Genomic DNA, 14,041 nt, shown 5'->3' with positions numbered 1-14,041 from the left:
CAACATCGTTTACTACAGTCCAAATCTTTCCTATTGACTTAAAAGACGGCTTAACAGCCTCCTTTAAAGAACAACACACACATTTATCCTATTTCAACTCTACCATCCTTAGAAAGCTCCTTATCGGCTAACTGCTCCATTCTACCCTTCCTCCCTTGCTCTAAATAGGTAAAATACACCCCACCAATTATAGTTAGTAAGAAATAGGCAGAAATCCATATAGAAGCATGGGGTAAATAGTTATTAAGCCCAAAAAAGTCCCCAGAGTACCATACCCACAAAATACCAGCTAATCCTCTACCCACTTCTATCCAAACAGCATACTCCTTTCTATCCATCAGTGTAGTATACCCATAAATTCCCACAAAAATAAACCCACTAAACCAAAGCAGACCATCAAAACCAATCTCCACGTAATTATAAAACATAAACATCATAAGGAACAAGCTAAATGCCATTTGGAAAATAGAATACAACTTTATTCCTAATGTAGCTTGAGGAGCGTATCGCTTAAAATGATATACATCCGTTATAATCTCTATAGGATATGCTTCTTTCACATCTTTTGGCCTCCATCCTGTTGGCATAAACCAGATGCGAATCTTATCCCAATAACTTCTAGTATACCAAGCGTCTTTCATGATTCTCAATAGGTGCTGAAAATTAATTAAAATAGGATTCCATGTAGCTGCTGGCTTTAACACACCATACTGTGGCGGCACCTCTTCTAATTCCTCTTGAAAAGTGCCAAACATCCTATCCCAAATACAGAGCACCTGACCTAAATTCTTATCTATATACTCTGGATTAATTGCATGGTGCACCCTATGCTGAGAAGGAGTCACCAAAACATATTCTAACCACCCCATTTTATTGATATGCCTAGTATGATACCAAAATTGTGCAAATAGGTGTATTGGCGCTAATACTGCAATCACTACATGAGGTACTCCCAAGACCGCAGCAGGAATTAACAATAAGGAAAAATATCCTATTAAATTAGAAATAGGCTGTCTTAGGGCACAGGCCAAATTAAATTCTTCACTACTATGATGAATAACATGCTGATTCCAAAATATATTTACTTTATGACTCAACCTATGATTCCAATAGCCAGCAAAATCAATGACCACAAAAGCGATTAACCATACCAACCAGCTGGTCTTTATTTCGGTGATAGCCAAATGCTCTAATAAAAAAGGATAAGAGACCACTATTAATGCAAGGCCTAAGGTATCTTTAATAATATTGGTAAGTCCAGAACTTATGCTAGAGACCGTATCCATTACCTTATGCATCTGGTTTTTTACAAAATAGCCATACCCTATTTCTATGGTTAGAAGCACTACAAAAAAAGGAATAGCATATAACAATGCAGTTGCATAAGTTTCCATAAGTAAAGAAATAGTCCTATCAAATATAACAAAAATCACCAAAGCATTTGGTATTAACTATACCCAAGCCAATTGACAGAAAACATCAACTTCTATTTTTTACTGAACAGGAATGACTCTAGTTCGCTAAATAATTATTATTACATTTAAAATCAGTTTGCATTAGATTTGAATAAATCATAAATTGGAATCTCTACTACTAATTCAACAATAGAGCACTATTTTGTAAAAATATTCACCAATTGTCCCGCTAACCAATATTTAAATAAACTCTTATAGGATAATTTACCATTACGTTAAAATGTAGTTATTTAAAAGATTCAAAAACCAACCAACCAACATGAATTTCAAAGTTATTTTCTCATCCCTATTTTTCCTTTTCAATATTGGATTAATCGGCTTTTGTTATGGTCAGATGCAGTCTTCCAACACATTGAATAAAAACCAAAGTAATATAACCACTGAACCACTCGGAAAAGACAATGTAGCACACCAATGGGCCTTAATGGCCTTAGAAGGAACTGCTAACGACACCGACCGCTTTAACCCAAGGCCTACTGTAACCTCGAGATATTTGGGGCTAATATTCACTGCCATGTTTGATGCGTGGTCTCGCTTAGATGAAAACGCAGAAACTGTATACTTAAAAAACACTGAAAAACTAACCGCAGATAAGAGAACTTTAAAAAATAAGGAAATAGCTATTAGTTACGCCGCTTATAGGACACTTAACGAATATTATTATTCCGACAGTTCCCTGTTCCAAAGTAAAATGATTCAATTAGGGCTAGACCCAAATAATTACTCTACAGATCCCAACACACCCGAGGGAATTGGAAACCTAGCTGCTAAGATGGTGATACAAGCTCGGAAAAATGATGGCTCTAACCAATATGGAGAGGTAAATGGTTCTAATGGTCAACCTTATTTTGATTATACCAACTACCATCCTGTAAATGACATCGATAAAAATATTGACCTCAACCGTTGGCAACCAAAATATTTCATCAACAATAAAGGTGAAAAATACAACCCTGGATGCCTTACTCCGTATTGGCAAAAAGTATCACCATTATTATTGGAGACTGCCGATCAGTTTAGACCAGGACCGCCCCCTATGGTTGGCTCTAAACAGTTAGAAGAAGAAGTAGCGGAAGTGATTGAGCTACAAGCAAAATTAACTCCCGAAAATAAAGCTCTAGTAGAATTTATGAGGGATGGACCCAAATCCGTTCAACAAGCTGGACATTGGCTGAAATTTGCATTGGACGTATCTTCAAGAGACAATAACAACTTAGATAGAGATATTCAAATGTTCTTTTTGGTAGAATCAGTAGCCATGGACGCATTTATTTCCTGTTGGGATTCTAAAATGTATTATGACTATGCACGCCCGTATGCATTGGTACACAATTATTATCAAGATCAGGTAATTAAAGCATGGGGAGGTCCAGACAAAGGAATGATGGATATAAAAGGACAGAATTGGCGTCCTTATTCCCCAGATGAATTTCTTTGCCCTCCTTTTCCAAGTTATGTTTCTGGCCACAGCACAATAAGCGGTGGATGTGCAGAAGCACTTAAATTATTTACAGGAAGTGATTATTTCGGCATAGAAGTAGAACTAATTCCCGGCGCACTTACTGAACCAAACAGCACGAGTGACCCAGTAATAATTGAGTTCCCCACATTTACTAAAACTGCAGATCTTGCGGGTATATCCAGGGTTATGGGAGGATATCATATTCAGGCAGATAATATTGCCGGCCTGGAATTAGGCAGAAAAATCGCGCATCATCACTACGAGAAATTTCTTCAGCTTATTGGAGGGAATAAAGATAGCAAGTAAAAAAGCACCACCGCTTTAACCAATAAACAAGGACATAATATACTAATGTGAAGTTACTCTTCTTGATTACAAATTTATAGGCATGTAATCCTTAAGAAACTTTCTGCACCAATGCTTAGCCTTGTTTATTTATCGAGCAATAGGCCTAATTTCCTTGCTGTACCTATTTTATACAAACACCTCACCAAATAAAAAGGTGTAGTGTAAGTAATTCTTTTTTAGTTAAACGGTCCAATCATTATATGAGCCCTATGGGTACCTGGATCCATTAACCAAGGCATCCCTGGAGCATGTGGCTTATCTGGCAAGCCGGTAGACTCAACGGTGGCAAATGGCGTGTAAATCACATACCGGAACTTGCCGTTATTTAATTCGCCTGTTTTAGGGTTATAATCCTCCGATTTCCCATAATACACATAAAGCATACTGGGCTCCCCTGGCATCTTTAATTCTCCCGAGGCAACCTCATTTGCTCTAATTTCTCTAATCTCAGGAACTGATTTCCCTTGTGCAGACAGCTCCCTGCCACGTGCAATAAATGGATCTAGTTTAGAATAGTAACAAGATACACTAATACCATCTTTCTCAGGATTATCTGCAACACAAACTAAATTATTAGTCCCCTCTCTTAAGACAATTAATTCGCCATTGGTATCATAACCATAAACTTTAGCACCTTCCTTATCCTCCTCAGATAACGGTAGAACGGCCGTTTTAATTTGAATTTCACTAGGGAGTATTTCCGTTTTAGCATCTTGTGCCATTAAAGGCGCCACCATTAACAACAAACTATACAACAATAATGTTCTCATATTTTTCCTTTTTTTTGTTTGAACTCGTTTTTTAATGATTCATTATCACAATTACCTAATATAACTATTTACAGTGAGTATCCTAGGATAAAGCAACACCTAATAGTGTTTTCAACTGATATTATCAAAAAACAGAAGGCAAGCAAATATTGAATAATGCAATTAACCCAAGCCTAGACGGAACCGGCAGGAAAGCTCCGGATTAACCCTAATCTCTTTTAATAAATATAAATATCTTTTTCCAATGAAAGTAATTACCCTAACCTAAAATAATTGCTCTCTTGAGACCACCTAACCTAAGTATCCCTTACATTTGCCTGTATAACAACAACACATAAGACTATGACGGTTCGTGCTTTTTTAATAGAACTAAGAAATAACCCAGAAGAAATTTCCTTTGGGGATACCATTCAAGTTATTGACACTTATTATAATTTTGAGCCCACAGCTTTTAAAAATGGTGCTATTTCCAATGAACCTGGACAGAATACAGGCTCTTGCAAAGTATTTTCCTTTGCACAACATCACAAATTAACCAAAGAAGAAACCTTGGCTTGCTTTGGGAGTTACTACCGTAATGACGTATTAAAAAATCCCGAGGGAGAAGACCATCAAAATATTCGTAATTTCATAAAGTTTGGATGGGAAGGAATAGTATTCAACAAAGAAGCCCTAAGCATCAAATGATATAAGTATTTTGACGGGGATGTATATTCTACAACTTATTTCCCCTCCTACAATACTTTCCGTATTCCAATAAACAAAAAAACAAATACGGTATAAAATATAAAAAAGGGAATAATAAAATCGGCCCAACCAACAACCAGCATAAGGCCAATAAGTAGCAATTGGAAACCTAAACCATAAATAGAAACTGCTGTCATTAACCAATTAGGGAGCTTTCCATTATCAGAGGCGCTTCCATCCAAGAAGTAAATAATTTGATCAAACCCTCCATATAACAATCGGTAACACCCAAAGAGAAGATCTACATTTCTTTGCTGCTCCCCCTCCATCGCCACTGGCGTATCTTTCTCGAAAACCCTACTAGTAGTATCCCCGTGATGTCTATTTCTTAAAATAACATAGTAATAATTATATAGGGTTCCCTGCAATTGCATACCACAGAAGGCCAATAACGTCCAAATAATGCCAGTATTTGTGATATATCCTATTGCCAGTAGAATAAAAAGATTTAAAATAATATCAGCAATAGAATCGTAATAACGACCAGTATAGGAAGGAGTATTTTTTATTCTTGCCAATTCCCCGTCGGCAGCATCTAAAATCGATTTCAACACTAAAAAGAATACGACGCCCCAGAAATGTCCACTTAAAATACACCCTACGCCTAACAAACCTGAAATAATAAATAAGGTAGTAAGGTGCAGGGGAGATACCGCAGTGTTTTCCAATCCCTTTGCAATTACTCTCCCTACAGGCCTGCCATAGTCCGAAAGATCTAAAAATCTATGGTTATTTGGTAATTTAGACATTTCGGAAATCGGCATAGATAATGGTATTGCACTCTATTAAAAAGGGATTTTCAACGTACAATCTCTAGTACAAAACTAGAGTCCTTTGTATAAAGCACTAAAAAATTTAGGCTTCTAAAATTTCCAATTGCTGAAGAATATCTTCCTCTCCTACGGGATATGAGATTCCGTCCACTATAGTTTTGTAAACATCATCAAAAAGATGCAAGTAATTAGAAGTTATGGAAGCTGTTTCCTCCTGCTCCTTTTCTCCCTTTTCATTGATTGTATAGAGTATTCCATTTTTATTTGTGTCCTCTCTTCCAAAATCTGGATGGTTCGGCGACATTCCCGCTAAAAGTTGTGTCTCCTGAATATCTGTCCGTTGTTTAATATAAGAACCTTTAGAGCCATTTAGCACAAAGGAAGCCTGTGGCTCTACCACCAGCATACTCATGGTAATAAACACCTGAAAACCTTCTGGATACACTAAATGAATATGAGCATAATCGTCTACTTGGGTGTTGGGTCTAAATTGCCCTGTATTCTTTCTCCACTCTATAGGATTTCCAAAGAGTGCTATAGCTGCATCTAAAAGATGCGGTCCTAAGTCGTAGAGCAATCCACTACCTGGCACAGGAGTCTCCTTGGCTACTTTTGGACCAATATGATGCCTATATCTATCATACCTAAAATGCGCCTCTACAAGAGTACCTAACTTACCCGAATCTAAAACTTCTTTTACAGAAAGGAAATCGCTATCATAGCGCCTATTTTGATAAGGGAGAATATGCTTACCTTTTTCACGAGCCAAGGAGAAAAGCTCATTAGCTTCTTCGGTAGTTACACAAAATGGCTTTTCTACAAGCACATGTTTATTTGCATTTAGGGCCTTTTTAGCAAAATCGAAGTGAGTGAAATTTGGAGTATTTACTACAACCAACTCTATTTCTGGGTCCAATAAAAGCGCCTCTACGCTATCGTAACTTTTTATATGAGGATAGATTTCCTTTGCTTTTTTGGTAGTCCTTTCAACCACAGCCATAAGCTCAAAGCCTGAATGCACTTCTAAAAATGGGGAATGAAAGAGTTGCCCAGACATCCCGAAGGATAATACACCTGTTTTAATTATTTTTTTTGTCATGTATTCTTTATAAGATCTCCTTGCTGAGATAACTCAGCAAGGAGATTATTAGTTAAAGTTATTTTACGGCAATATCAATGCGCTAACTTTCTTCTCCAAAATACATTTAAAAAAACAGGCTTTATGCTGTTACTGGCTTAGCAATCTTACTCCAAACTCGCCAAGCTTTTTTTCAATGTTTCTATTTTGGCAATAGCATCTGCTTCTTTCTTACGCTCAATTGAAATTACTTTTTCCGGAGCATTATTTACAAACCTTTCATTAGAAAGTTTCTTTTGCACGGAAGCCAAAAAGCCTTCTGTATATTTTAGCTCTTCCTGCAATTTAAGAATTTCAGCTTTAATATCTATTGCTCCAGCCATCGGAATAAAATATTCATTGGATTTAACCCTAAATGTCAAGGCACCATCTACAGAAGCGTCTACATAAGAAATTTGAGACACATTGGTAAGCTTTGCAATCACCACGTCCCATTCCTTACTTATATTCCCTTCGTTTAATACAGAAAGCTCCAAGGATTCTTTCATAGGAATATTTTTCTCCTTCCTAATAGTTCTAATACCAGAAACAACCTCGGAAGCAAAATCGAACCCTGCAACCAACTCCTCATTTACCGGTAGTATTTCTGGCCAACTTGCAACTACAAGCGCCTCTTCTGGGGTACGATCGGTTATATGCTGCCAAACCTCTTCCGTAAGGAAAGGCATAAATGGGTGCAATAGTTTTAGGTTCTCTTCAAATATTTTAATTACCGCATCAAATGTGGTACGATCTATTGGTTGTTGGTATGCTGGCTTAATAATTTCTAACAACCAAGAACTATAGTCGTCCCAAATTAATTTATATATCGCCATTAGGGCGTCAGAAATACGGTATTTACTAAAGTGATCCTCTATCTCCACCAAAGCTTTATTGAATTTAGCGGTATACCATTCAATTCCTAGCTTCGATGCTTCTGGTTGCGGTAAATCGGCTATCTCCCAACCTTTTAATAATCGGAAACCGTTCCATATCTTATTTGCAAAGTTTTTCCCTTGCTGGCATAGCGCCTCATCAAACATAAGGTCGTTTCCTGCTGCCGAGCTCAACAATAACCCTACGCGCACCCCATCGGCACCATAATCCTCAATTAACTTTAAGGCATCTGGTGAATTCCCAAGGGACTTAGACATTTTACGACGTTGTTTATCACGTACCAATCCAGTAAGATATACATTTTGGAAAGGTCTTTCGTCCCGATATTCATATCCAGAAACAATCATTCTGGCTACCCAGAAGAATAAAATATCCGGACCGGTCACCAAATCATTTGTAGGATAATAGTAGTTTATCTCCTTATTATCTGGCTCCAAAATACCATTAAACACGCTAATTGGCCATATCCATGAAGAAAACCATGTATCTAAAGCATCTTCATCCTGTCTTAACGCCTCTAAGGTTAAATTTGGATTCGCAGATTTTTTCTTTGCCAACTCTAAAGCTTGCTCCTTACTTTCTGCCACAACAAAGTCGTCCTGACCATTACCAAAGTAAAAGGCCGGAATCTGCTGTCCCCACCACAACTGTCTAGAAATATTCCAATCGCGGATATTTTCCATCCAATGACGATAGGTATTCTCAAACTTCTTAGGAAATAATTTTATGTCTTCATCTTCCAATACCGCTTTTATAGCAGGCTTGGCCAATTCTTCCATACGTAAGAACCACTGATCGGATAACCTTGGCTCTATCACCGCTTTAGTCCTTTCTGAAGTTCCTACTTTATTTAAATGATTCTCTGTTTTAACTAAAAAGCCCTTCTCCTCTAATTCCTTGGTGATGGCTTTACGCACCACAAAACGATCTTGACCTTCATAATGCAGACCGTAACTATTTAAAGTGGCATCTTCGTTAAAGATATCTATCGTCTCAAGATTATGCTTATCCCCTAATTCCTTATCATTTACATCATGCGCAGGTGTAACTTTAAGACATCCTGTACCAAATTCTACATCTACATATTCGTCTTCAATAATAGGAATTACCCTATTACAAATAGGTACTATTGCCTTTTTTCCTTTTAAATGTACATAACGCTCATCATTAGGATTAATACAAATTGCAGTATCTCCTAGGATGGTTTCGGGTCTAGTAGTAGCAATTGTTAAGGTATCTTCTGAACCTTCTATCTTGTAGGACAGATAATACAATAAGCCTTGTCTTTCCTCATATATCACTTCCTCATCAGACAAGGTTGTTTTTGCTTCAGGATCCCAATTCACCATTCGGTATCCCCTGTAGATAAGCCCTTTATTAAATAAATCTACGAATACTTTAATTACAGAGGCTGACATGTTGTCATCCATAGTGAATTTAGTGCGGTCCCAATCACAAGAACAGCCTAATTTTTTCAACTGCTCTAAAATAACGCCCCCGTATTCGTGGGTCCAGTCCCAAGCATGACCAAGAAACTCTTCTCTGCTAAGATCCTTTTTATCTATTCCTTGCTCTTTAAGCTTTGCCACCACCTTAGCTTCGGTAGCAATAGAGGCGTGGTCCGTACCCGGTACCCAACAAGCATTTTTACCCTTTAAACGGGCTCTGCGTATCAAAACATCTTGGATTGTATTGTTAAGCATATGCCCCATATGTAATACCCCTGTAACATTTGGTGGCGGAATAACTATGGTGTAAGGCTCTCTTTCATCTGGTTCGGAGTGAAAATAATTATGCTTAATCCAATAGTCGTACCACTGACCTTCTATGGTCTGCGGGTCGTATTTTGAAGGTATTCCCATTGTTTGGAACAGTTTTTGTTACCCTATATAGGGCGATTACTAAAATGATTACTCTTTTAAAGTTACTTGAGGTAGTCCTATGGTTTTTTGCCTAGTTAGAAATACGAAACAAAAATAAGTAACGTTATTACATAACAAAAGAATTTCTGAGGTTCATTAAAAACATTTATTTTTGAAATTCACCCAAAACTAAAAATGATGAAAAAATTAGTACTAGTTTTATTTATTGGTCTATTAGGATTTGGCCTAACCGCTCAAGAAAAAAAAGCGAAGATTAAATTTAAGACAGACATCGTCGATTACGGGGAAATTGCTAAAGGCAGTGATGGCTTACGTGTCTTTGAGTTCACCAATACTGGTGATGCACCCCTTATAATCAGCAAAGTAAGTTCTACTTGTGGATGTACTATCCCTAAAAAGCCAGAAGCTCCTATTTTACCTGGAAAAACAGGTGAGATACAAGTGAAGTATGACACTAATAGGGTTGGTCCAATTAGAAAAGCCATTACGGTTATCTCTAATGCGGATACACCAACGGTAGTTTTAAAACTAAAAGGGGAGATTAAGGCCGCACCAGGTAAGTAGTAAAAAAACTCCCAATATAATTTAAAACTTGTTTGATGGATAATATTATCCATCAAACAAGTTTTTTTTATTTAAACATCTTTTTAAGCACATAGGAGACAATCACATCAGTTCCTAATCGTCCCACATGAACCTTTACTTTCTTCCCTTCCTTTTCATTGAGCATTTTTAAGATTTGTTGCAGTTCATAATTGTGAATTTTCTTTCCGTTAACAGCCAAAATAATATCTCCTTCACGTAGCCCAGCTTCCTGCCCAGGACTTCCCACACGTATCCCTGAAACAATAATCTCTGGAACCACACTTAAACGGGTCTTATCTTCAAAAAGAATTTGAACATTACCAAAAGAATCACCCTTCTCCAAAGCCACCCCTTTAGCATCTGTTATACGCTCAGAAATAAAACGCATCCCGTTATGTTGTAGGTCTATACCACTTAAATTATAATTAAAGGGATCGTCAAATAGGCTATTCTTACGAAGACTAATAGTTTTAGCACCGTAATTAAAAACCATAGTAAACCTTTTTAATACTTCCCCTCCTAAGCTACCATTTCTGTCTCCTAGATTAAAAATACCACTAAAATATTCCATATCCGGAAAGGCGGTCTTAGCCTCATTTAACTGAAAGTCGCCCAATAAGAGGCCTTTTATCTTTGTTCTTTTCCCATAAACGCTACCACTTAATCCTTGACCTAAAAAATCCTCATAATGGCTAAGTGGAATAGCTAAACCTTTTTCTTCATCCTGAAACAACCAAAGGGCATCAGAACTTCCGGAGTCAATTAACAGCTTAACTGGAATATTCTGACGGTCATCCATAACCACATTTGCCTCTAGATAGGCTTTATTACTTTCGATATGTAGCGGTAAAGTTTGTGTTTTCTTATTATTCTTAGGCTTATAGTGCTTAGGATCGTACAATTTAATTACTTTGGAAGTGTAATTAATAGATACCACAAAATCGCGAAATAAATCATACCCTATAATTCCGTGCACCACCATCCCCAATCTTGGGGAGAAATTGAGCGCCCTATCCATTACCACATAAAGTAGCTGCTGATTGTTTCTTGTATTGCCAATTTTAAAGGTGTTATTAGAAGACTTTAATGCTTCAATAGGTTCTCCATTCCCAAGTCCCCTAATTATTACCTCTGAAACATCGTTAATTTGAATAGAATCTTGATCCGAAATATTAAAAAGAATGGGAGTACTCACTCCAGAATCTAATATAAAGGTAAGCTTAGCTCCATTTACATCTACTGGAATAAGAATTAGGTTGTTTACTAGTTTAAATTTAACCTTTTCATATTTTTTGCCATGAGACAAGGTGTATTGTTGGGCGTATAAAAAAACTGGCAGACAAAAGAGCAATAACCAAGAACGTTTAAAGAAAGAGATCATGTCTATTTGTTTTATACCATTCTCTTAAATTTACGATTTTATAAGCAGTTATCCACGTTATTTAACAGTTTTAGAGGATAGAATTCTTCCTCTAACCCCCCAAGTTAAAGGGTACATCCTTTTGAATAACAGATCGCACTGAGCTATAAATAAGAAAATTCTTATAATAGCTGCGACAAGAGAAATTTAGATTAAAATTTATCTAATTCTATTGTTTTCTCCACCCCTATTTCTCATTTTTGTACAAAACATCATATTTATGCCATCAATTTCGAAGAAAGGCTTATCCATGCCCGAATCCCCAATTAGAAAATTAGTTCCTTATGCCGAGGCGGCAAAAGAAAGGGGAATTGAGGTCATCCACCTCAATATTGGACAGCCAGACATCAAAACCCCTCAAGTAGCTTTAGATGCGGTAAAAAACAATGATATAGAAATACTATCATATTCCCGTACGGAAGGTTCCGAGGAGTATAGACAAAAGATAGCAAAGTATTATGCTAAGAATGATATTGACGTTACTGCGTCTCAAATTATAGTAACTACAGGTGGATCCGAAGCATTAGCATTTGCCATGAATTCTATTGCAGATGCGGGGGATGAGATTATTATCCCTGAACCGTTTTATGCTAATTACAATGGATTTGCTACCGCTTCTGGACTTAATGTAGTTCCGGTAACTTCTACCATAGAAAACAACTTCGCCCTTCCTCCTATTGAGGAGTTCGAAAAATTAATCACTCCGCGTACCCGTGCTATCCTTATTTGTAACCCAGGAAATCCCACAGGATACTTGTACAGTAAGGAAGAAATAAAAAAATTAGCGGCCATTGTAAAAAAACACGACCTTTTCTTAGTAGCTGATGAAGTTTACCGGGAATTCACTTATGAAGGTCGCGAACATTATTCTATTATTCAGGAAAAAGGATTAGAGAAGAATGCTATAGTAGTTGATTCGGTTTCCAAAAGATATAGCATGTGTGGCGCTAGAATAGGGTGCTTAGTTTCCAAAAATGATGAAGTGATAAAAACGGCCCTAAAATTTGCTCAAGCACGTCTTTCTCCTCCTACCTATGCACAAATTGCTAGTGAAGCAGCATTGGAAACCCCACAGCGTTATTTTGATGACATAAAGAAAGAATACGTCTCCCGAAGAGACCTACTCATTGAAGAACTAAATAAAATTGAGGGAGTAAAAGTGGGTAAACCGCAAGGCGCTTTTTATTGCATTGCAAAGTTACCAATTAAAAACGCAGATAAGTTTGCTCAATGGCTTTTAGACAGCTTTAATTTAAATGGCAAAACGGTAATGGTTGCTCCTGCAGCAGGCTTTTATGCCACTGAAGGATTAGGCCTTAACCAAGTTAGAATTGCCTATGTTCTAGAGAAAGAACAAATAAAAAATGCGGTACATATTCTAGGTGAAGCTTTAAAAGTGTATAAGGATTAATGAAGATCCAAGAAAATATTTCTTTAAAAGAATATAACACTTTCGGGATTGAGGCGAAAGCCAAATATTTTTGTGAGATTACATCGGTTAACGAATTAAAAGAAGCGTTAACCTTAGATGGATATCCCGATTTTTTTATTCTAGGCGGAGGCAGCAATATGCTAATTACCCAAGACTTAGATTATTTAGTACTATACCTAAATATAAAGGGAATAGAAACGTTATGGGAAGATGATGATCACATTTGTATAAATGTAAATGCGGGTGAAAACTGGCACAGATTGGTTTTATGGACCCTAGAACGAAACTATGGCGGACTAGAAAACCTCTCCCTTATCCCTGGAAATTCTGGAACCGCCCCAATACAAAATATTGGAGCTTATGGCGTGGAGCTAAAAGACATTTTCGTAAGCTGCCAAGCAATGGAAATAGCCACTCAAGAACTACAGCAGTTTAGTAAGGACGACTGTAAGTTTGGATATAGGGAGTCTTATTTTAAAAATGAGGGTAAGGGCAAGTATATTATCACTAGCATTCAGCTTAAGCTCACTAAAAGAAATCATCAGAGAAAAATAGACTACGGCGCCATTTCCTCTGAATTAAAAGCTAGAGGGATAGAAGATCCTAGTATTCAAGACATCTCCAATGCCGTGGTTGCCATAAGACAAAGCAAACTTCCAGACCCTAAAGAACTTGGAAATAGTGGCAGTTTCTTTAAAAACCCTATATTAAGTAAAAAGGATTTCCATAATTTTATCAGCTCCAACCCAGAAGCTCCTTTTTATAAAGTATCCGAAACAGAATTTAAAGTTCCTGCAGGCTGGTTAATAGAGCAAAGTGGTTTTAAAGGTAAAAGATATGGCGATGCTGGGATTCATAAGAATCAGGCCCTAGTATTAGTGAATTACGGTAATGCAACAGGGAATGATATAATGGATATGGCTCAGCATATAATGACAACAGTTTATAACAACTTTAAAATCATTATCACTCCAGAAGTTAATATAATAAAATAGCCCCTGCATAATAAAAACAGGGGCCATACCAAACCAAACTAACCAAAATTAAATGCACAGTTACCAGCTGCACATTTATCTTTTATAAATTTTATAAACGCCTATTATAGTAATCAATTAAATATTTTAGCGTTTCT

General features: G+C 36.9%; 11 protein-coding genes. 5 read left to right on the top strand and 6 right to left on the bottom strand.

All coding sequences use genetic code 11. From position 1 onward, the window contains the following. Positions 1 to 83 precede the first annotated feature (83 nt). Positions 84 to 1,394, bottom strand: a complete 1,311-nt coding sequence (locus H344_RS0117020) for a sterol desaturase family protein (RefSeq protein ID WP_026811365.1) — start codon at positions 1,392 to 1,394, stop codon at positions 84 to 86. A 340-nt stretch (positions 1,395 to 1,734) separates the two neighbouring features. On the opposite strand from H344_RS0117020, the gene H344_RS20740 reads away from it, so the two are divergent. Further along, complete coding sequence (locus H344_RS20740) at positions 1,735 to 3,243, top strand: vanadium-dependent haloperoxidase (RefSeq protein WP_240485018.1); 1,509 nt, start codon at positions 1,735 to 1,737, stop codon at positions 3,241 to 3,243. 218 nt (positions 3,244 to 3,461) lie between these two features. On the opposite strand, the gene H344_RS0117010 is transcribed toward H344_RS20740, so the two are convergent. Continuing rightward, complete coding sequence (locus tag H344_RS0117010) at positions 3,462 to 4,055, bottom strand: hypothetical protein (protein WP_026811364.1); 594 nt, start codon at positions 4,053 to 4,055, stop codon at positions 3,462 to 3,464. Positions 4,056 to 4,397: 342 nt separating this feature from the next. Between H344_RS0117010 and H344_RS0117005 the strand changes: the two genes are divergently transcribed. After that, positions 4,398 to 4,742 (top strand): HopJ type III effector protein, encoded by a 345-nt coding sequence (locus tag H344_RS0117005; RefSeq protein WP_026811363.1) that lies wholly within the window; start codon positions 4,398 to 4,400, stop codon positions 4,740 to 4,742. A 47-nt stretch (positions 4,743 to 4,789) separates the two neighbouring features. On the opposite strand, the gene H344_RS0117000 is transcribed toward H344_RS0117005, so the two are convergent. The 3 genes from H344_RS0117000 to H344_RS0116990 all read right to left on the bottom strand — a co-directional run bounded on the left by H344_RS0117000 (position 4,790) and on the right by H344_RS0116990 (position 9,451). Then, positions 4,790 to 5,551 carry a CDP-alcohol phosphatidyltransferase family protein gene (locus H344_RS0117000; RefSeq protein ID WP_026811362.1) on the bottom strand — a complete coding sequence of 254 codons (762 nt, stop codon included), beginning with the start codon at positions 5,549 to 5,551 and terminating at the stop codon, positions 4,790 to 4,792. Positions 5,552 to 5,657: 106 nt separating this feature from the next. After that, positions 5,658 to 6,674, bottom strand: coding sequence for a Gfo/Idh/MocA family oxidoreductase (locus tag H344_RS0116995; protein WP_026811361.1), 1,017 nt, complete (start codon positions 6,672 to 6,674; stop codon positions 5,658 to 5,660). A gap of 146 nt (positions 6,675 to 6,820) precedes the next feature. Next, on the bottom strand, positions 6,821 to 9,451 hold the full coding sequence (locus H344_RS0116990) for a valine--tRNA ligase (RefSeq protein ID WP_026811360.1): 2,631 nt from the start codon (positions 9,449 to 9,451) through the stop codon (positions 6,821 to 6,823). Positions 9,452 to 9,646: 195 nt separating this feature from the next. On the opposite strand from H344_RS0116990, the gene H344_RS0116985 reads away from it, so the two are divergent. After that, positions 9,647 to 10,036, top strand: coding sequence for a DUF1573 domain-containing protein (locus tag H344_RS0116985; RefSeq protein ID WP_084148843.1), 390 nt, complete (start codon positions 9,647 to 9,649; stop codon positions 10,034 to 10,036). Between the two features lie 67 nt (positions 10,037 to 10,103). On the opposite strand, the gene H344_RS0116980 is transcribed toward H344_RS0116985, so the two are convergent. Continuing rightward, positions 10,104 to 11,438, bottom strand: coding sequence for an aspartyl protease family protein (locus H344_RS0116980; RefSeq protein WP_026811358.1), 1,335 nt, complete (start codon positions 11,436 to 11,438; stop codon positions 10,104 to 10,106). 259 nt (positions 11,439 to 11,697) lie between these two features. Here H344_RS0116980 and H344_RS0116975 point away from each other — a divergent pair, with 259 nt between their 5' ends. Beyond that, on the top strand, positions 11,698 to 12,888 hold the full coding sequence (locus tag H344_RS0116975; RefSeq protein ID WP_026811357.1) for a pyridoxal phosphate-dependent aminotransferase: 1,191 nt from the start codon (positions 11,698 to 11,700) through the stop codon (positions 12,886 to 12,888). Then, entirely contained in the window at positions 12,888 to 13,904 is a 1,017-nt protein-coding gene (gene murB / locus H344_RS0116970) for a UDP-N-acetylmuramate dehydrogenase (protein WP_026811356.1), read from the top strand. Before H344_RS0116975 ends, murB begins: the two co-directional genes overlap by 1 nt. Positions 13,905 to 14,041 lie beyond the last annotated feature (137 nt).

The sequence above is a fragment of the Arenibacter latericius DSM 15913 genome, assembly GCF_000424985.1.
In the GTDB taxonomy this organism is placed as follows: Bacteria; Bacteroidota; Bacteroidia; order Flavobacteriales; family Flavobacteriaceae; genus Arenibacter; species Arenibacter latericius.
This window is presented reverse-complemented; position numbering and strand designations above follow the sequence as displayed.